Origin of the sequence: Enterobacter sp. HK169 (assembly GCF_001719105.1) — a bacterium.
In the GTDB taxonomy this organism is placed as follows: domain Bacteria; phylum Pseudomonadota; class Gammaproteobacteria; order Enterobacterales; family Enterobacteriaceae; genus Enterobacter; species Enterobacter asburiae_B.
This window is the reverse complement of record NZ_CP017087.1, coordinates 489,866-507,039: the sequence shown is the minus strand read 5'-3', so window position 1 is coordinate 507,039 and position 17,174 is coordinate 489,866. Positions and strand designations below refer to the sequence as shown.

The following is a 17,174-nucleotide window of genomic DNA, read 5'->3' as shown; positions in this document are numbered from 1 at the left end:
ATCACCCGCGTTGGGCATTTTGGTAGAGATCCCAGCGGTTGCCGTAAATATCTTCAAACACCACTACCGTACCGTACTCTTCCTCACGAGGTTCTTCGCAGAAATGGACGCCCTTGTCTTTCATGGCACGGTAATCGCGCCAAAAATCGTCCGTCTGGAGGAAGAGGAAAACTCTGCCGCCGCATTGATTGCCGATAAAGCTTTCCTGCCTCTCGTTAGAAGCGCGAGCCAGCAAAATGTTGCAGTTACTTTCCGGGTTGGGTGAGACGACCACCCAGCGTTTACCCGGTTGAGGCGTATCCTCTACGAGGGTAAAACCCAGCTTATCTGTGTAGTATTCAATGGCGCGATCGTAGTCATCAACCACAATAGCCACGCAGCCAAGGCATCGCTTCTGTGTTCTCATTTTTCGTTTCCTTTGCATAAATGGGTTACGGGCAACGCTATTCCATTGCAGCGTGCTGGCCGCCGGATTTACTGGCTTGCGTAAGCCTCGCGCTTTTCTGCCCATTTCAGCATGGCATCAAGCGCCGGACATAATGCCTGCCCCCAATCGGTGAGGCGATATTCCACTTTCGGTGGCACTTGCGGGTAGACCATCCGCGAAACAATACCATCGGATTCAAGTTGCCTGAGCTGCTGCGCCAGCATCTTCTGGGAAATACCGGGGATCAGTTTTTCGAAATCAGAGTAGCGCTGCACTTTTCCGTCGAAAAGATGAAAAAGAATAATTAATTTCCAGCGGCCTTCCAGCAGCCGTAACACTTGCTCCACGCCGCTCGCGGCAGATTCCGGACTATATAACTTACTCATAATTCAGTAGCTCACTTTTTCGTGCGTACTTGTCAATTTCTCAGTCTATGTTGAATATACCTGTACTGTAAATAACGGGAGTGCAAGGTCATGTCATTAGATATTGATTTTAAAGGCAAACGCGTGCTTGTTACCGCTGGCACGAAAGGGCTCGGAAAAGCGGTCGTCGGACTTTTAAAACAGCTCGGTGCAACGGTATTCACCACTGCGCGCCACGAGCCGGACGTAGATGTCGCAGATACTTTCGTCGCCGCTGACCTTACGACGGTCGCTGGATGTGCCGCTGTCGCATCTGCGGTTCAGGAGCAGATGGGAGGCGTCGACGTGATTATCCATGTTGCGGGCGGTTCAACCTCACCCGGTGGCGGTTTTGCTGCGCTTGGCGAAGAAGAGTGGCAGCAGGAGCTCAATCTTAATTTGTTGCCTGCAGTACGCTTAGATCGCGCCCTGCTTCCCGGAATGCTCGCGCAGGGAAATGGGGTGATTATTCACGTGACGTCTATTCAGCGCGAGCTGCCGTTACCGGAATCAACAACGGGTTATGCGGCGGCTAAAGCAGCCCTCTCAACCTACAGTAAAAGCCTTTCAAAGGAAGTCTCACCGAAGGGCGTTCGGGTGGTGCGCGTTGCGCCCGGCTGGATCGAAACTGAAGCGGCGGTTGCACTGGCGGAGAGGCTGGCAAAGCAGGCAGGTACAGACTACGAAGGCGGCAAGCAGATCATTATGAAGGCGCTAGGTGGAATACCGCTCGGACGCCCTGCCAGACCGATAGAGGTGGCCAACCTCATCGTCTTCCTCGCTTCATCGCATGCTGCGAGTATCACCGGTACTGAATTTGTGATTGATGGCGGCACCATTCCCACAGTGTAACGCGGGTGCTTAATCGGCTCGGTGCGAGAGTTGATTAAGCACCGGGGAATATCACCGATCGGACAGTTTCTCCAGGCCCTTTTTTAACGCATGTCTTACCGTTTCTGAATCCATACCCATCTGTGCATGAATAATTGCGCCGTCAATGAGCAGCATGATTTCATTGACGACGCGCTCATCAGCACTCTTCGTCAGCAAGGCAATAATTTTCTTTGTTTCTGATTTATGACTGCGGCATATCTCTTTTATTTCGTTTTCAATATCTTCCGATTTCGCCTCTGCGCTGGCGTTAATAAACGCGCAGCCGTGGAACTCGGGCGAAATAAACCATTCGTAAAGCGTTGCGGATATCGCATCAGCAGGTATTTCGCCTTGATCGAGATGTCGACGCAGCGTGGTCTCAAACCAGTTAATCCATATTTCATGCCGGTAGTTCAAATAGGCAAGAATAAGCAAGCTTTTACTCGGGAAATGGCGATAGAACGTCACCTTGGTCACTTTAGACGCTTTAATAAGTGTATCCACCCCCGTCGCCCTGAAGCCCGTGGAATAAAACAGATCGTGCGCCGTGAGTAATATCTTATCTCTGACGCTGATTTTTGTATCGTTGCCTGCGGGTTCTGTTTTCACTTTTGGGTAGCCTCTAAAATAATGTTGACAGCGTTATTTTACAGGCATAGATTACCGCAAGCAGACAGACCTGTCTACATAATATAACACTGAGGTAATCGCCATGAACACACGTCCTCCTTTACCGCCCTTCACTCGTGAAAGCGCCATCGAAAAAGTCAGACTGGCAGAAGATGGCTGGAACAGCCGCGACCCGGCGAAAGTCGCGCTTGCCTATACGCTGGATACCCAATGGCGTAACCGCGCAGAGTTCGCCACCAACCGTGAAGAAGCCCAGGCGTTTCTGGAGCGGAAATGGAAAAAAGAGCTGGACTATCGTCTGATTAAAGAGCTCTGGGCATTTACGGAGAACCGGATCGCGGTGCGCTATGCCTATGAATGGCATGATGATTCCGGCAACTGGTTCCGCTCTTACGGCAATGAAAACTGGGAGTTTGAGCCGGACGGACTGATGAAGCGCCGCTTTGCCTGCGTAAACGATATGCCAATCAAAGCCTCTGAGCGTCTGTTCCACTGGCCGCTGGGCAGACGTCCGGACGATCACCCTTCGCTGAGCGATCTTGGCTTATAGGATTTTTGCATCACTCCGGGCCGCCCCGGAGTGATGAACTTACAGCGCGCCCAGCTGTTTCATCAGCGTCAGGTTGTCCTCAATATGCCAGTTAGCCACAATTTTACCGTCAGCAATCTTATAAAGATCCGTGGCGATGAAATCTATTTTCTGCCCCTGTCCTTTCAGCTTGCCAAATGTCCCGGTGAACGTGCCGTGAAAATGTAAATGCGAAACCACGCGATCGCCTGAAATAATCATTTGCTCAACGTCACAGCGCAAATCAGGCACGGCTGCGCGAAACGCGCGGGACGCTAAAATAGCGCCTTCCGGCCCCTGCCTACGCCCTTTCGGAGGCGTTTTATCAATAAAACCTGCCGCCAGGGCATCACGCGCCAGGGTTTCATTACCCGTGTTCCAGAATGAAGCATATTCTCTGGCAACGGCTTCATTCACCTTTAATTGCGCCTGCGGCAGGCTGTTGTCCACTATAAGCTGTTTCGGCTGCAGCCATTCCCCCTGCGCGGAAATCGCATTGCCCGACAGACCTGCAAAAATAACCATCGCTACCGCCGAATGAAAATACGTCGAATATTTCATGATATCTCTCAATAGAGTATTACATTACCCGCAGTCGATTTCCTGCGGTTCAAATCAGACAGGGTTAGTTAATTAACGCCCCGCCCTCAATATCAATGACCGACCCCGTGACAAAGGGATTATCAATGGCGAAAAGATACCCTTGCGCCACGTCCTCCGCCCTTCCCCAGGCTTTGGCTGGCAGGGTTTCCGCCGCGCCAGCGAGCATTTTTTTCCGCGCGGCGGCGTCCATGCCCGCATACGCTTCCGTGTCGGTCAGCCCCGGACTCACGACGTTGACGCGCAGCGGTGAAAGCTCTTTCGCCAGCACTTTTGTCGCGGCCTCGATGGCGGCATTCATCGTCGTTTTAACAATGGCGCCCGCCACGGTGCGACGTGCCACGAACCCGCTGGTGAACGTCAGCGTACCGCCGGGGGCGATGTTCCCGCAGAGATAGCGGGCGACATTGATGCTTCCCCAGAATTTTGTATCAAAAGCCAGCCTTGCCGCGCGGAGATCCAGCCCGGAAAGAAGCCCTCCCGGAGCCAGTGAACCCGCCGTAACGACGATATTATTGACCTCACCCAGCGTTTCACCGAGTGCGACAAGCTCTGCCTCACGGCTGATATCCAGCACGAGGGTATGAACAGACGCGGCGTGGGCGCTCAGCCGTTGCCGCGCAGCGTCCAGCTTCGCGCCGTCGCGGCCCGCGAGAATAATCTCCTCGCCGCGCGCGGCAAGCAGGCTGCCCACGGCGAAACCGATGCCGGAAGCGCCGCCGATAATTAAGGTTTTACGGGTCATAACGTTTTCTCCTGCAGGGTGTAAATGGGGTAATCGGTATATCCCGTCGCGGTGCCGCCAAACAGCGTGGCGGGATCGCGCACCTGGGCCAGAGGCAGCTGGTGCGCCAGACGGTGGGGTAAATCCGGGTTGGCAATAAACGGCCGTCCGAAGGCAATCAAATCGGCATAGCCGGCAGCAAGGATCTTTTCCGCTTTTTGAAGGTCATAGTTCCCCGCGACGATAAGGGTTCCGCTAAATGTCTCGCGAAGCGATTGTCGGAACGGCTCTGGTACCTGCGGCGCATCGTCCCAGTCGGCTTCCGCCAGGTGGATGAACGCAATCCCTTCTTGTTCACACCAGGCCGCGAGAGCGAGTATGGCTTCCGTCACCTGCGGATCGTTCATCCCGCGCTGGGTAATAAACGGGGAAAGGCGAATGCCCGTACGCTCGCGGCCAATGGCCTCGGCAATGGCGCTTAACACCTCCTGAGCAAAGCGGATCCGGTTCGCCAGCGTGCCGCCGTACTCGTCCGTGCGTTTGTTGGAGGTTTGACGAAGAAACTGGTCGATCAGATAGCCGTTTCCGCCGTGAACCTCCACGCCGTCAAACCCGGCCTGAACGGCATTCAGTGCCGCCTGACGATAGTCCGCGATGATGCTGAGGATGTCCTTGCGCGAGAGGGTTCTCGGCTGCGGACAGTCAACCATTTGGCCTTCCCCCTTTTCATTCACCACCCACACCTGCGCGTCCGGCGCCAGTGCTGACGGGGCGACGGGCTGATCATCCTGATGAAAACTGGCGTGCGACATTCGCCCGACGTGCCAGAGCTGCGAAAAAATCACCCCGCCCGCCTGATGCACGGCGCCCGTGGTGAGCTGCCATCCTGAAACCTGCTCAGGCAAATGGATGCCGGGCGTCCAGGAGTATCCCTGGCCCTGAGGCGAAATCTGCGTGGCTTCCGTGATGATTAATCCGGCGCTGGCCCGCTGCCGGTAATACTCCGCCATCAGCGCCGAGGGAATATTTCCCGGCTGAAGGGAGCGCGCGCGGGTCATCGGCGCCATGACGATACGGTTTTTCAGGTCTTGCTGACCCAGCCTGTAGCGTTCTAAAAGTGAGGTACGTTGCATGTTTTCATCCCTTATGGTTTGGATGAAATCACTTTACAGTTGGCATCTGATTTTGATAATTACGCTAAAATAAGATGCACTTTTCGGAAAATATGAATAATGGGTAAACTCGAAGACATGGCGTTACTGGTGGAAGTTGCCGAGGCTGGCGGTCTTTCTGCCGCCGGGCGACGCCTGTCGCTTTCCCCCGCCACCATGACGGCCAGGCTGAAGGCGATTGAGGAGCGTTACAAGACGCGCCTGTTTCACCGCTCAACGCGATCCATCACGCTGACCCGCGCCGGGGAAGAGTTTTACCATGCCGCGCTGCGCGTGCTGGAAGAAGTGCATCACGCCGAGTCGTTACTGACGCAAAAGGAAGGCGTGCTCAGCGGCAACATTCGCCTTTCTGCGCCCTCGGACTTTGGCAGACAGTATCTCTGCCCCGCCGTCGTGGAATTCTCCCGACGCCATCCCGACGTTAAATTTTTCATCTCGCTAAGAGAACACGTTGAGGACCTGGTCGCTAACCGGCTGGATATGAGCGTGCGTTTCGGCAACCTGCCGGACAGCAGCCTTGTCGTCAGAAATATCCGCCCGAACCATCGGGTGCTGGTCGCCTCCAGGGAGTATCTTAACGAACGCGGCATCCCCGCCACGTTTGCCGATTTAGCTCAGCACCGGTGCCTGGCGCTTGAGTCTCAGGGTGTGGTGATGAACGAATGGCGCTTTGAAAAAGATGGCGATGAAAGCGTCGTTCGCGTAGAGCCAGCCATGGTGTGCGACGACGGGGCTTTGCTTCGTCAGTGGGCTCTCAGCGGGGCTGGCATCGCGGGGAAATCGTGGTGGGACGTCAAAGACGATGTTGAAACCGGAAGGCTCACGGTACTGTTTGCCGACAGCTTCACCGGCTTTAGCCGATACGATCGCAAAGATGTCGGCCTGCAGCTTGTTTACCCCCAGCGCAAACTGCAGCCGCTTCAGGTCACGGCGTTTAGCCAGTTTTTTCTCGACTGGCTAAAAAAACAGTAAAATTAAATCGCGTCAGGCATCTGCGGTTAATTTCTCGCCAAAATAAGAGATGGCGCGCATTTCGGTGACAACCTCAGGACTACTCTGTGTGCGGTTTTCAGGAGGTACAAAATATGAAAAAGCTTCTGATCTGTTGTTTGTTTGGTAATACCGCAAACTCTCTCGCCAAAAAAATGCAGTCTCTGGCAGAACGCGAAGGCTATCCGCTGATGATTAGCGCTGTTGGGCTGGATAACTTCGCCAGCGTCGCTCCCGCTTTCGATGGTTTCCTCATCGCGCCGCACATTCAGTACAAACTCGATGAGATAAAAGAAACGGTGGGCAATACGCGTTCAATCGCCATTATTGAGAGCCTGCCCTATGCCTCTCTCGACGCGAGGAAAGTATTGAATTTCGTGAAGGAGCAGATGCCTGAACTGGCTGCCTGACAGATAAGGCCGCATCGGTTTTGCGGCCTCCTCTCACCCGGCGTTCAAAACGTGTCGACACAAGGCTGGCCGACCTTATTAAGGGCGTTTTTCAACCTGGCTCTGAGTTCAATTAACGCCGCTTCTTTCTCTTCAAGCTGCTGCAGCTTGTGGCGCAGAGACGCCTGTTTTTGCTCAGCGGTAAAGTTGTCGTCAACCCAGACAGCCAAAACCTCTGAAATTTCAGCTAAGGTAAAACCCAGCATTTTGGCATGCTTGATCATGTTTAAACGCTGTAAATCGACGGCGGAATAGACTTTATAGTTATTGCTGCGATTGGGTTGCGGGATATTCTCTAACAGCCCCTGTCGCTCATAGTAACGCACCGTCTCTTTCGACAATCCCGTTTTCGCACACAGTTCACCAATTCGCATCGCGTCGCGTCGCCCTCACCTTGTAAAAATCACGCTTGACCGTGTACCTAAGTGCACGGTTTATGCTGTGCAGCATACATTAGGGAAACGGGATTAAACATATGAATTCTTTTGATTATACAGGTAAAACAGCGCTGATTACCGGAGCGTCGTCGGGCATAGGCCGTGATTTTGCCCGGCAGCTCGCCGCCCGCGGCGTGGCCTTGATCCTGGTCGCCCGCAGCGAGCCAAAGCTGCAGGCGCTTGCCGTAGAGTTAGTCAGAAAGCACGGCGTCTCCATCACGATTATCGTGCAGGATTTAGTGAAGCTGGAAGCCATTCCCCACATTGTGGAACGGCTTGAAACCTTAAGACGCGTCCCCGACATTCTGATCAATTGCGCCGGCTTCGCCACCTACGGGCCATTCGAAAAGCTGTCGATCGACAGGCAGCGTGATGAGATAAACGTAAACTGCATGGCCCCCGTGGAGCTGACTCACGCCTTGCTGCCGGGAATGCTGCAGCAGGGCTCCGGGGTGATTATTAACGTTGCCTCAACGGCCGCGATGCAGCCGGATCCCTATATGGCGATTTATGGCGCAACCAAAGCCTTCCTGCTCTCGTTTTCGAACGCGTTGTGGGGAGAGTATCGCTCAAAGGGCATCCGCGTCCTGGCGCTTTGCCCCGGCGCAACGGATACGGCCTTTTTTGATGTGGTGAATGCTGAGGAAGCCTCGGTCGGTAAACGAATGCCCGCTGACAAGGTGGTCACCCTGGCGTTGAAGGCCGTGGAGAGTAACCGTAACTACCTGATTACCGGATGCGGTAACTGGCTTCTGGGGCAGCTACACCGGTTCGTGACGCGCAGGCGTCTGGTGCTTATCGTTGAAAAAATATTGCGTCCGCGCTCGGCCTGAGCAAAAACGGCTCCGTTCAGCGCAAGGGAGTTGCGCTGAAATCCACGCTTATCGCAGGCAGATAGATGCCATAGTGCACGAAAAACAGTGATACACTTACCGCACCTGGTTGATCGTCCCGTCTGAACGGCGCATGATGAATGACGGTAACCAAATCTCAAAATGGTCACTCGTTGTTAATCGTAGCCTGTCACGCTAAGCTTAAATAATGACTAAAAATATGAATCCCCCATCATCACGTGGTCCCCTTGACCACGCTGTCAGAGAGCAAATCGTCGAAGCGGCTTTTGAGCACTTCGGCCACTACGGCTATGAAAAAACCACCGTTGCCGAACTGGCTAAATCCATTGGTTTTTCAAAGTCCTACATTTATAAGTTTTTCGATTCCAAACAGGCTATCGGAGAGGTGATCTGCGCTAACCGCCTGGAGCTGATCATGGCGGCAGTGCTTTCCGCCATCGAGGGTGCGCCGTCGGCAAGCGAAAAATTACGCCGCCTTTTCAAAGCGCTCACCGAGGCGGGAAGCGAGCTGTTTTTCCACGACCGTAAGCTATACGACATCGCCGCCGTCGCCGCGCAGGAGCAGTGGCCTTCCACGCAAAAGTACAGCGAAAGCCTGATGAAGCTGATTGAGAGCATCATTATCGAAGGCAGGCAGGCCGGCGAGTTTGAAAGAAAAACGCCGCTGGATGAAGTCACCTGTGCCGTCTACATGGTGATGTGCCCTTACATTAACCCCGTTCAGCTTCAGTACAACCTCGAAATGGCCCCCACCGCGGCGGTGCTTCTCTCTTCACTGATTTTAAGAAGCCTGGCCCCCTAATTTGTGACCATTGACAATTTTGGTCACTAGTCAGAGAATGCGGATACCGTCCTGTTACGTCAAAAAGGTTTCCCATGATCAGGCTCACTTCAGCCCGCGTTGCCGTTTGTCTCCTGCCGTTTGCCCTGGTGGCGTGCGGCGATATTTCCGCGAGTGACGATCCGCGCACAAAGCCACCGCTCGTCAGATCCGTCTCCGTCGAGCTAGCGAACAATAGCGCCCGCGCCTTCACGGGCGTGGTGGTCGCAAGAACGCAAAGCGATTTAGGTTTCAGGGTTCAGGGAAAAATCCTTGAGCGGCTGGTCGATACGGGCCAGACCGTCAAACAGGGCCAGCCCCTGCTGCGCCTGGATCCGGTGGACCTGAAGTTACAGGCTCAGGCGCAGCAGCGCGCGGTGGATGCGGCTCAGGCGCGCGCGCGCAAAGCCTCCAGCGATGAGGCGCGCTATCGTGGACTTGTGGCGTCCGGCGCCGTGTCTGCCTCAGAATATGACCAGATCAAAGCGGCGGCCGATACGGCCAGGGCCGATCTCAGCGCCGCCCGGGCGCAGGCCAGCGTGGCGCAAAACGCCACGGGGTATGCCGTGCTGCTGGCGGATTCAGACGGCGTGGTCATGGAGACGCTCGCCGAGCCGGGCCAGGTCGTCAGCGCCGGACAGGTGGCGATCAGGCTCGCCAGAGCCGGGCAGCGTGAAGCGCTCGTCCAGCTTCCGGAAACGCTGCGCCCTGCCGTCGGCAGCGAAGCGCAGGCCACGCTGTATGGCAATGAAAAACATCCTGTCACCGCAACGCTGCGCCTGCTGTCTGATTCGGCCGATGCCGCGACCCGCACGTATGAAGCCCGCTACGTGCTGGATGGCCTGCTGGCGAACGCGCCGCTGGGGGCGACCGTCACGCTGAACGTTCAGGACAATAAAGCGGAAGGTCAGGTCATGCAGGTCCCGCTGGCTTCACTCTATGATGCAGGAAAAGGTCCCGGCGTCTGGCGCATTTCCGCCCAGCCGGCAAAGGTCGCATGGACGCCCGTCAGGGTGCTGAGCGTGGGTGAAGATGCGGCGCAGGTCACGGGCGGCGTGAAGCCCGGTGAGAAGATTGTTGCGTTAGGCGCCCATCTTCTGCACGAAGGTGAGGTCGTCAGGCTTGCTAAGCAGCGCAATGCCGCCCTGGCGGAGAACACACCATGAGCGGAAGCCGCTTTAACCTGTCGGCGCTGGCCGTACGCGAACGTTCCGTCACGCTGTTTCTGATCGTTCTGGTCACGATTGCCGGAATTTACGCCTTCTTTGGGCTCGGGCGCGCGGAAGATCCGCCCTTCACGGTAAAGCAAATGACGGTGATAACCGTCTGGCCGGGCGCGACCGCGCAGGAAATTCAGGATCAGGTCGCCGAGCCGCTGGAAAAGCGCCTGCAGGAACTCAAATGGTATGACCGTACCGAAACCTATACCCGTCCCGGCATGGCGTTTATCACGTTGTCATTGCAGGACAAGACCCCGCCAGCCGAAGTGCAGGAGGAGTTCTATCAGGCGCGGAAGAAGCTTGGAGATGAATCTCAGCGTCTTCCGGCGGGCGTCATCGGCCCGATGATCAATGACGAATTCTCGGATGTCACCTTTGCCCTCTTTGCCCTGAAAGCGAAAGGCGAACCGCAGCGGCAGCTGGTACGCGATGCCGAAGGCCTGCGCCAGCAGCTCCTGCACGTTCCCGGCGTGAAGAAAGTGAACATTATCGGCGAACAGGCCGAGCGGATTTACATCTCCTTCTCCCACGACCGTCTGGCGACGATAGGGCTCTCACCCCAGGACATTTTCAACGCCCTCAACAGCCAGAACGCGTTAGCCGCGGCGGGCTCCATTGAGACCCGAGGCGCGCAGATTTTTATCCGCCTGGACGGCGCGTTCGATGAACTGCAGAAAATCCGCGATACGCCTTTTATTGCTCAGGGCAAAACGCTCAAGCTGTCCGATGTGGCAACGGTTGAGCGAGGCTACGAAGATCCCCCGACGATGCTGATACGCAATCAGCATGAGCCCGCCCTTCTGCTGGGCATCGTGATGCGTGAAGGCTGGAACGGTCTGGCGCTGGGGAAAGCGCTGGATGCGGAAACGGCGAAAATTAATGATAGCCTGCCGCTTGGCATGTCCCTGACCAAAGTTACCGACCAGTCCGTGAATATTCGCTCGTCGGTCGATGAGTTCATGATCAAATTCTTCGTCGCCCTGCTTGTGGTCATGGTGGTGTGTTTTGTCAGCATGGGCTGGCGCGTGGGTGTTGTCGTTGCGGCGGCGGTACCGCTGACGCTGGCGGTCGTTTTCGTGGTGATGGAAGCCGCGGGGATAAACTTTGACCGCGTTACGCTGGGCTCCCTGATCCTCGCCCTCGGCCTGCTGGTTGATGATGCCATTATCGCCATCGAAATGATGGTGGTAAAAATGGAGGAAGGTTACGACAGAATCAAAGCCTCGGCCTTCGCCTGGAGCCATACCGCCGCGCCCATGCTGGCCGGTACCCTGGTGACGGCCATTGGCTTTATGCCGAATGGTTTTGCCCAGTCGACCGCAGGGGAATACACCAGCAATATGTTCTGGATCGTCGGCCTCGCCCTGATTGCCTCGTGGTTTGTCGCGGTGGTGTTCACGCCCTATCTTGGGGTGAAGATCCTGCCGGCGATCCCGAAAGTCGAAGGGGGTCATGCCGCCATCTATAACACGCCTCGCTATAACCGTTTTCGCCGGCTGCTGGCCCGCGTTATCGCCAGAAAATGGCGGGTGGCCGGGTTGGTGGTCGCCATTTTCATCCTGGCCGTGCTCGGCATGGGGCTGGTTAAAAAACAATTCTTCCCGACCTCCGATCGCCCGGAAGTGCTGGTTGAGGTGCAGATGCCCTACGGTACCTCGATTGAGCAAACCAGCGCCGCAACCGCAAAAATCGAAGCGTGGCTGGGCCAGCAGCCCGAAGCCAAAATTGTCACGGCCTATATTGGTCAGGGGTCACCCCGTTTTTATCTGGCGATGGCGCCTGAACTGCCCGACCCGTCTTTTGCGAAAATCGTGATCCTGACGGACAGCGAGACGTCGCGCGAGGCGCTCAAGCTCCGGCTGAGGGACGCTGTCGCCAACGGCCTTGCCCCCGAAGCGCGCGTGCGGGTAACGCAGCTGGTGTTTGGCCCGTACTCGCCCTTCCCGGTTGCCTGGCGCGTGTCGGGGCCGGATGTCGAACAGGTGCATGACATCGCTAACCGGGTGAAAGCCGTGCTTCAGGCGAGCCCGATGATGAGAACCGTCAACACCGACTGGGGCTCACGCGTTCCTGTCCTGCATTTCACCCTCGATCAAAACCGCCTGCAGGCGACCGGCTTGACCTCCAGTGCCGTTGCCGATCAGCTTCAGTTTCTGCTCTCAGGCGTGCCCGTCACCTCCGTGCGGGAGGATATTCGCTCGGTAGAGGTTATTGGCCGCGCGGCGGGAGACATCCGTCTCGATCCGGCAAAAATCGAGGGTTTCACCCTTGTCGGCAATGCGGGACAGCGCGTTCCGCTGTCTCAAATCGGCAAGATTGAGATCGGTATGGAAGATCCGATCCTTCGCCGCCGCGATCGCACCCCGACGATTACCGTGCGGGGCGATATCGCTAACCATCTTCAGCCACCGGATGTGTCGGTCGCCGTCATGAAGCAGCTCCAGCCGATTGTTGACGCGCTGCCGGCCGGATACCGTATCGACATGGCGGGTTCGATTGAGGAATCGGGCAAAGCCACGCAGGCCATGATCCCGCTGTTTCCGATCATGATTGCCCTGACGCTGCTGATCATCATTTTGCAGGTGCGCTCAATCTCGGCGATGGTGATGGTGTTCTTAACCGCGCCGCTGGGGCTGATTGGCGTAGTGCCCGTGCTGTTGATTTTCAATCAGCCGTTTGGCATCAACGCGCTGGTCGGCTTGATCGCCCTTTCCGGCATTCTGATGCGCAATACGCTGATCCTGATCGGTCAAATCGATCATAACCAGAAGGAGGGCCTCGAGCCGTTCCAGGCGGTGGTTGAAGCGACGGTCCAGCGCGCACGCCCGGTCTTGCTGACCGCCATGGCCGCCGTGCTGGCGTTTATTCCCCTGACGCATTCGGTGTTCTGGGGCACGCTGGCTTACACGCTGATAGGCGGAACGCTGGGCGGGACGATCGTCACGCTCGTCTTCCTGCCCGCGATGTATGCGATCTGGTTCCGGATCCGTCCTGCGGAACAACGGGTGCAGCACTCTGCATAAACGTGTAAACTACCATGAGTAGATAACAGTTCTGAGGAAAGCATGGTTGTTAAGCGCTTAAGAAAAGAGGACCGCCGCGTGCAGCTGCTGGAGGTTGCGCGCGGAATCGTTCGTCAGCAAGGCACGGAGGCGCTGACCCTTGGCTACCTGGCCGAGCGGGCCAACGTGACCAAGCCTATCCCCTACGATCACTTTGGCGATCGTGAAGGGCTGCTGATGGCGCTGTACCAGGATTATAGCGACCGGCAGCTGGCGAAGTTCCGCGAGACGCTGGCGGTCGACAGCAAAACGCTGGAGAAGACGATCCGCTTTTTCAGCGCCGCCTATATTGACTGCGCCATTAGTGCCGGACCTGAAACCGGGCCAATTGCCGCAGCGCTGTCCGGATCCCACGCGCTGCAGACGTTTCGTGAGGCATGCGTGGCCGAATGCGCCGACTGCCTGCGTACCGCGCTTTCCCCGTTCGTCGCGCTGAAAGGCGTTCAGGGAGAAGCGGTACTGACGGCCATCATTGGCGCGGCGGACGCGCTCAGCACCGCCGCGGGCAACGGCGTGCTCGCCCGGAACGTGGCGGAAAATACGCTCAGCGGCGCCATGACCGGCGTGCTGGAGACCTACGTGAATAGCACAAAATGATCGCTGGGGGCGGATTGACACCTAAGTTACCAATAGTAATATAGGCGTCAGTTCTCACCCATTCGAGGTCGCTATGTCTGCTACAAATGCCATTAATAACGCACTGATCGTGACGGCTCATCCTGTCGACAATTCGTTATCCCATTCGCTGGCAGCCCGTATTGCCGGAAAATTACGCGAGCAAGGTACGCAGGTTGAGATTGCCGATCTGCATGCTGAAGGGTTTAATCCGGCGATGACCCGCGCCGATCTCGATTTGTATCACGGCGATCCGAGCGCCCTTCCCGACGATATTCTGCGCGAGCAGCAGCGCGTCGAGCGAGCGGATATGCTGGTGTTTGTCTTCCCCGTGTACTGGTGGTCGGTCCCCGCGCTGTTGAAAGGCTGGTTCGATCGCGTATTAACCCTGAACTGGGCGTATAAGGTGGCCGACGATGGCCGGATTGTGGGCAGCTTACGCGACGTTCCCGTCCGCCTGATTGCCACAGGCGGCAGCGATCTCACCGGATTCGACAAACACGGCTATTCGACGGCGATTCAGACGCAGATAATCGAAGGCGTGTTTGGCTTCTGCGGGTTGAAGAACGTTAAGCTCGATATCCTTTACCAGGCAGACACGGCGACGCCTGAGCAGGTTGAGGATTTCCTGCAGGGGCTAGAGAGTCTTAAATAATCCCGGCTATCCAGTCACAGCAAAGGCGCGCCTCCTTCGCCAGAAGGAAGCGCGTGTCTCGTTATCACCTACCACCGTCAGGGGCGATCTTTTAATCCTGCTGGCTAACCGGAACTCTCTTTCCAGCGATTATTCAAAAAATAACGAGAAAAGGCCAATCGCCATCACTACGCTCATAATCACCTGAATCAGAATAATAAAAAAAGCGACCCCACCCAAGACTGTGATTTTTCGACGCAGAATGAAAGTAATGCCGGAAAGTACAGCACTGAACAGAATGGCTTTAAGGATATAGGAAAGCGGAACCATTGCTGGGTGACCGGTATGCACTCCAGCAAGCCCAATGAGACCCAGCAGAAAACCTCCGCAGAATCCCCATCCCCAGAAAGTCATCGGTAAGCTCATCTGCCCCGCGACTAATCTTTTCAACATACGCACATCCTTTTTGTGATTATTTTTATCAAAATTCACCGGTTTACAGGGTAAAACCCCCGTCACCCACCTGCGCCTGGGCGCACCATTTCATCAGCTCCGCGCAACCGGGCGCGTTCTCAGCCGGTGACCATTGGGCGGTATCGTGCTCCGGAACAGGCTGATAGCCGCCGTGTTTTACCTCGAAAATGACGCCGCCTTTATCCAGCGACAGCACGGCATGCCAGGTACCGGCATCCATCTCCAGCACTTTGCAGTCTTCACCTAACACCACGCGCTGGGTCACGTTACCGCCGTCATCAAAATTCAACACCAGAAAGCGACCGCTCAAAGCCGTCAGCAGTTCAAACGTGTGCGGGTGGCGATGAGGGCGAACATAGGTGCCAGGCTCCATCGCGATAGCCAGGCGCTGCACCGGGTCGCTCAGCTCGGGATGTAAATTGCGGTGCGCGCGTAAGCGAGGAGAATTGGCAGCCTGCTCGCTTTGTTGCTGCAGGTCACTGAACGTAATTTGTTTCATATACACCTTTGTGAATGGAGTCAGCGGACGGCAACCCTTTAGCCGCACGACGTTATACCATTCTGGACGGTCGATGAGCGATGGCATTTGTGAAACAAATCGCTGCAGCGTGAGGATGCGCGCGATCGCCCCCAAAGCGCAACGTTGAGTAAAACTCACATTGATTCCCACTATTTATCGTTTTTAAAAAGTGACGCACCTGAAATACCATCCATTCACCCCTGGGATAGAAAAATAAATAATACTAAGCCTGTATGGAGCACCTATGACACTCGATGTTTTATTCCCTGTATTGAATATTATCTCGCCTCATAAATATAGCCCTGATGCAAATGTGCGTGAGCTGATAACGTTACTTTCAGCAGAAAAGGAAAGCTCAGAAGCGCTATCGCCTTTCATACATCGACTGCATCTTTTGGCTTTCGCCCAAAGCAATCCGGGTAACGCCGAAGAGTTGCTCTCAGCGCATTTACCAAAAGAGGGTGGGATCCTTCCGCTGCTGGACTTTGCGGACTGGCCAAAGGTGCGTTACGCCGCGTCAGGCGAAGCTCAAACGCGTGAATCGCAGGAGTATTTCCGTGACATGACCTCGGCTGCCAATCTGTTACGCACTGCGCTGATCGACGCCGAGCGAGCAAAGGGAACGCCTGCGCTTTATATTCTGGATAAATTACTCAACCTGAACAGCGCCCTGCCGGAGCGATATAAAGATATGGCAAATATTCCCTACGCATAAATACGTTCTATATGCGGAATATCCTTCACTAAATATTCCGCTATTTACTAAATCCGCTTTTCGTTGTAATCAAGACAGACGATATCCAACGAAGGCAGCACCGGCGCATTAAGGTTAAGCCACGCCAGCAACTGTTCAATACTCTGTCTTCTGAGCGAATTTTTCGGCCAGACGAGGTAGTAGCCATCGCCGGTTGCGATAGCTTCCCTGAAGGGCAGCGCGAGCAGGCCGCTTTTCAGCGCGTCGAGCGTGAGGCGGAGGTCGGCCATCGCCACACCGTGACCGTGCATGGCGGCCAGGCTTCCCTGCTCCAGGGTGTCGAACACGATTCCACGACTCACGTCGAGCCCTGGGAATGACCCGGTTCTTTTTAGCCAGCGCTTCCAGTCCCGTCTGTCAGGAGAGGGATGGATAATATCGCACTGCGCAAGCTGATGCCGGGCTGAATCAAGCAAAGACGGGGTACAAACCGGAATGAGCCATTCACTGAAGAGCAGCCTGCTTTCCGTTGACTCGCCGAAATAGCCATTACCGAGCAGGATCGCACAATCGTAGGGCTCACGGCTGAAGTCAACGGTGTCGAAGTCCATCCAGACGCTGGCAATTTCAATTTTTGGCTTCGCATGGTTCTCGCGAAAGGATTTAAGCACATTCAGCAGCCACCGCATCGTCAGGGTGCTGGGGGCTTTGAGGCGCAGAAGGTGGTTTTCGCTTCTGAATGCGCGACAGGCCCACTCAATATTCGAGAAACTTTCGCTGAGCTGTCCGGCCAGAATACGTCCGGCATCACTGACCTCCACTCTCGGCCCCTGGCGTTTAAAGAGCTCACAGTCGAACCACTGCTCGAGCGTCCGGACATGCCTGCTGACCGCGCCCGGCGTGATATTCAGTACTTCAGCCGCTTTGCTGAAGGAGTTCAGTCGCGCGGCAACTTCAAAAGCGCGCAGCGCATACAGTGGTGGTAAAGACATACATTCCCTTTCTGT

General features: G+C 55.8%; 21 protein-coding genes. 11 read left to right on the top strand and 10 right to left on the bottom strand.

Annotated elements, in window-relative coordinates:
- Position 1 precedes the first annotated feature (1 nt).
- Positions 2-406, bottom strand: a complete 405-nt coding sequence (locus tag EnteroDNA1_RS02545) for a VOC family protein (protein ID WP_069302784.1) — start codon at positions 404-406, stop codon at positions 2-4.
- 68 nt (positions 407-474) lie between these two features.
- Positions 475-813 carry a winged helix-turn-helix transcriptional regulator gene (locus EnteroDNA1_RS02540; protein ID WP_023311611.1) on the bottom strand — a complete coding sequence of 113 codons (339 nt, stop codon included), beginning with the start codon at positions 811-813 and terminating at the stop codon, positions 475-477.
- Positions 814-903: 90 nt separating this feature from the next.
- Here EnteroDNA1_RS02540 and EnteroDNA1_RS02535 point away from each other — a divergent pair, with 90 nt between their 5' ends.
- Positions 904-1,683 (top strand): SDR family oxidoreductase, encoded by a 780-nt coding sequence (locus EnteroDNA1_RS02535; RefSeq protein WP_033145455.1) that lies wholly within the window; start codon positions 904-906, stop codon positions 1,681-1,683.
- 51 nt (positions 1,684-1,734) lie between these two features.
- Here the strand turns inward: EnteroDNA1_RS02535 and EnteroDNA1_RS02530 are convergent, their stop codons facing one another.
- Positions 1,735-2,313 carry a TetR/AcrR family transcriptional regulator gene (locus EnteroDNA1_RS02530; RefSeq protein ID WP_069302783.1) on the bottom strand — a complete coding sequence of 193 codons (579 nt, stop codon included), beginning with the start codon at positions 2,311-2,313 and terminating at the stop codon, positions 1,735-1,737.
- Positions 2,314-2,416: 103 nt separating this feature from the next.
- Between EnteroDNA1_RS02530 and EnteroDNA1_RS02525 the strand changes: the two genes are divergently transcribed.
- A complete protein-coding gene (locus tag EnteroDNA1_RS02525) occupies positions 2,417-2,884 on the top strand; it encodes a nuclear transport factor 2 family protein (RefSeq protein WP_023311608.1) in 468 nt (155 codons plus the stop codon).
- Positions 2,885-2,923: 39 nt separating this feature from the next.
- Here EnteroDNA1_RS02525 and EnteroDNA1_RS02520 read toward each other — a convergent pair whose 3' ends face one another.
- The 3 genes from EnteroDNA1_RS02520 to EnteroDNA1_RS02510 form a co-directional block, all read right to left on the bottom strand.
- Positions 2,924-3,463 (bottom strand): ester cyclase, encoded by a 540-nt coding sequence (locus EnteroDNA1_RS02520; RefSeq protein ID WP_069302782.1) that lies wholly within the window; start codon positions 3,461-3,463, stop codon positions 2,924-2,926.
- A 64-nt stretch (positions 3,464-3,527) separates the two neighbouring features.
- Positions 3,528-4,247: an SDR family oxidoreductase gene (locus EnteroDNA1_RS02515; RefSeq protein ID WP_069302781.1), complete on the bottom strand. Its 720-nt coding sequence runs from the start codon at positions 4,245-4,247 to the stop codon at positions 3,528-3,530.
- Positions 4,244-5,359: an alkene reductase gene (locus EnteroDNA1_RS02510; protein ID WP_069302780.1), complete on the bottom strand. Its 1,116-nt coding sequence runs from the start codon at positions 5,357-5,359 to the stop codon at positions 4,244-4,246. The genes EnteroDNA1_RS02515 and EnteroDNA1_RS02510 overlap by 4 nt, the downstream gene beginning before the upstream one ends.
- A gap of 99 nt (positions 5,360-5,458) precedes the next feature.
- Here EnteroDNA1_RS02510 and EnteroDNA1_RS02505 point away from each other — a divergent pair, with 99 nt between their 5' ends.
- Positions 5,459-6,370, top strand: a complete 912-nt coding sequence (locus tag EnteroDNA1_RS02505) for a LysR family transcriptional regulator (RefSeq protein WP_069302779.1) — start codon at positions 5,459-5,461, stop codon at positions 6,368-6,370.
- 113 nt (positions 6,371-6,483) lie between these two features.
- The gene (locus EnteroDNA1_RS02500; RefSeq protein ID WP_033145449.1) at positions 6,484-6,798 is read left to right on the top strand and encodes a PTS sugar transporter subunit IIB; all 315 of its coding nucleotides are present in this window, start codon (positions 6,484-6,486) and stop codon (positions 6,796-6,798) included.
- A 44-nt stretch (positions 6,799-6,842) separates the two neighbouring features.
- Here the strand turns inward: EnteroDNA1_RS02500 and EnteroDNA1_RS02495 are convergent, their stop codons facing one another.
- Positions 6,843-7,178: a MerR family DNA-binding protein gene (locus EnteroDNA1_RS02495; protein ID WP_231926986.1), complete on the bottom strand. Its 336-nt coding sequence runs from the start codon at positions 7,176-7,178 to the stop codon at positions 6,843-6,845.
- Between the two features lie 134 nt (positions 7,179-7,312).
- Between EnteroDNA1_RS02495 and EnteroDNA1_RS02490 the strand changes: the two genes are divergently transcribed.
- The 6 genes from EnteroDNA1_RS02490 to EnteroDNA1_RS02465 all read left to right on the top strand — a co-directional run bounded on the left by EnteroDNA1_RS02490 (position 7,313) and on the right by EnteroDNA1_RS02465 (position 14,500).
- The gene (locus tag EnteroDNA1_RS02490) at positions 7,313-8,107 is read left to right on the top strand and encodes an SDR family NAD(P)-dependent oxidoreductase (protein WP_069302777.1); all 795 of its coding nucleotides are present in this window, start codon (positions 7,313-7,315) and stop codon (positions 8,105-8,107) included.
- Positions 8,108-8,315: 208 nt separating this feature from the next.
- Entirely contained in the window at positions 8,316-8,930 is a 615-nt protein-coding gene (locus EnteroDNA1_RS02485; RefSeq protein ID WP_064672443.1) for a TetR/AcrR family transcriptional regulator, read from the top strand.
- A gap of 74 nt (positions 8,931-9,004) precedes the next feature.
- The gene (locus EnteroDNA1_RS02480) at positions 9,005-10,114 is read left to right on the top strand and encodes an efflux RND transporter periplasmic adaptor subunit (protein ID WP_064672442.1); all 1,110 of its coding nucleotides are present in this window, start codon (positions 9,005-9,007) and stop codon (positions 10,112-10,114) included.
- Positions 10,111-13,191, top strand: coding sequence for an efflux RND transporter permease subunit (locus EnteroDNA1_RS02475; RefSeq protein WP_069302776.1), 3,081 nt, complete (start codon positions 10,111-10,113; stop codon positions 13,189-13,191). Before EnteroDNA1_RS02480 ends, EnteroDNA1_RS02475 begins: the two co-directional genes overlap by 4 nt.
- 42 nt (positions 13,192-13,233) lie before the next feature.
- Positions 13,234-13,827: a TetR/AcrR family transcriptional regulator gene (locus EnteroDNA1_RS02470; RefSeq protein ID WP_069302775.1), complete on the top strand. Its 594-nt coding sequence runs from the start codon at positions 13,234-13,236 to the stop codon at positions 13,825-13,827.
- Positions 13,828-13,900: 73 nt separating this feature from the next.
- Positions 13,901-14,500 (top strand): NAD(P)H-dependent oxidoreductase, encoded by a 600-nt coding sequence (locus EnteroDNA1_RS02465; protein ID WP_039262600.1) that lies wholly within the window; start codon positions 13,901-13,903, stop codon positions 14,498-14,500.
- Positions 14,501-14,629: 129 nt separating this feature from the next.
- Here the strand turns inward: EnteroDNA1_RS02465 and EnteroDNA1_RS02460 are convergent, their stop codons facing one another.
- Together EnteroDNA1_RS02460 and EnteroDNA1_RS02455 are read right to left on the bottom strand one after the other, a co-directional pair.
- Positions 14,630-14,932, bottom strand: coding sequence for a hypothetical protein (locus EnteroDNA1_RS02460; RefSeq protein ID WP_033145442.1), 303 nt, complete (start codon positions 14,930-14,932; stop codon positions 14,630-14,632).
- Between the two features lie 43 nt (positions 14,933-14,975).
- A complete protein-coding gene (locus EnteroDNA1_RS02455; RefSeq protein WP_069302774.1) occupies positions 14,976-15,452 on the bottom strand; it encodes a WbuC family cupin fold metalloprotein in 477 nt (158 codons plus the stop codon).
- 265 nt (positions 15,453-15,717) lie between these two features.
- Between EnteroDNA1_RS02455 and EnteroDNA1_RS02450 the strand changes: the two genes are divergently transcribed.
- Positions 15,718-16,188, top strand: a complete 471-nt coding sequence (locus tag EnteroDNA1_RS02450; RefSeq protein WP_069302773.1) for a hypothetical protein — start codon at positions 15,718-15,720, stop codon at positions 16,186-16,188.
- Between the two features lie 47 nt (positions 16,189-16,235).
- Here EnteroDNA1_RS02450 and EnteroDNA1_RS02445 read toward each other — a convergent pair whose 3' ends face one another.
- On the bottom strand, positions 16,236-17,159 hold the full coding sequence (locus tag EnteroDNA1_RS02445) for a LysR substrate-binding domain-containing protein (RefSeq protein ID WP_069302772.1): 924 nt from the start codon (positions 17,157-17,159) through the stop codon (positions 16,236-16,238).
- Positions 17,160-17,174 lie beyond the last annotated feature (15 nt).

Coding starts and splice junctions, on each gene's coding strand:
- EnteroDNA1_RS02465 (WP_039262600.1), top strand. CDS start 13,901: ATGTCTGCTACAAATGCCATTAATAACGCACTGATCGTGACGGCTCAT.
- EnteroDNA1_RS02535 (WP_033145455.1), top strand. CDS start 904: ATGTCATTAGATATTGATTTTAAAGGCAAACGCGTGCTTGTTACCGCT.
- EnteroDNA1_RS02515 (WP_069302781.1), bottom strand. CDS start 4,247: ATGACCCGTAAAACCTTAATTATCGGCGGCGCTTCCGGCATCGGTTTC.
- EnteroDNA1_RS02475 (WP_069302776.1), top strand. CDS start 10,111: ATGAGCGGAAGCCGCTTTAACCTGTCGGCGCTGGCCGTACGCGAACGT.
- EnteroDNA1_RS02505 (WP_069302779.1), top strand. CDS start 5,459: ATGGGTAAACTCGAAGACATGGCGTTACTGGTGGAAGTTGCCGAGGCT.
- EnteroDNA1_RS02500 (WP_033145449.1), top strand. CDS start 6,484: ATGAAAAAGCTTCTGATCTGTTGTTTGTTTGGTAATACCGCAAACTCT.
- EnteroDNA1_RS02510 (WP_069302780.1), bottom strand. CDS start 5,359: ATGCAACGTACCTCACTTTTAGAACGCTACAGGCTGGGTCAGCAAGAC.
- EnteroDNA1_RS02470 (WP_069302775.1), top strand. CDS start 13,234: ATGGTTGTTAAGCGCTTAAGAAAAGAGGACCGCCGCGTGCAGCTGCTG.
- EnteroDNA1_RS02485 (WP_064672443.1), top strand. CDS start 8,316: ATGACTAAAAATATGAATCCCCCATCATCACGTGGTCCCCTTGACCAC.
- EnteroDNA1_RS02545 (WP_069302784.1), bottom strand. CDS start 406: ATGAGAACACAGAAGCGATGCCTTGGCTGCGTGGCTATTGTGGTTGAT.
- EnteroDNA1_RS02480 (WP_064672442.1), top strand. CDS start 9,005: ATGATCAGGCTCACTTCAGCCCGCGTTGCCGTTTGTCTCCTGCCGTTT.
- EnteroDNA1_RS02490 (WP_069302777.1), top strand. CDS start 7,313: ATGAATTCTTTTGATTATACAGGTAAAACAGCGCTGATTACCGGAGCG.
- EnteroDNA1_RS02450 (WP_069302773.1), top strand. CDS start 15,718: ATGACACTCGATGTTTTATTCCCTGTATTGAATATTATCTCGCCTCAT.
- EnteroDNA1_RS02540 (WP_023311611.1), bottom strand. CDS start 813: ATGAGTAAGTTATATAGTCCGGAATCTGCCGCGAGCGGCGTGGAGCAA.
- EnteroDNA1_RS02455 (WP_069302774.1), bottom strand. CDS start 15,452: ATGAAACAAATTACGTTCAGTGACCTGCAGCAACAAAGCGAGCAGGCT.
- EnteroDNA1_RS02460 (WP_033145442.1), bottom strand. CDS start 14,932: ATGTTGAAAAGATTAGTCGCGGGGCAGATGAGCTTACCGATGACTTTC.
- EnteroDNA1_RS02525 (WP_023311608.1), top strand. CDS start 2,417: ATGAACACACGTCCTCCTTTACCGCCCTTCACTCGTGAAAGCGCCATC.
- EnteroDNA1_RS02445 (WP_069302772.1), bottom strand. CDS start 17,159: ATGTCTTTACCACCACTGTATGCGCTGCGCGCTTTTGAAGTTGCCGCG.
- EnteroDNA1_RS02520 (WP_069302782.1), bottom strand. CDS start 3,463: ATGAAATATTCGACGTATTTTCATTCGGCGGTAGCGATGGTTATTTTT.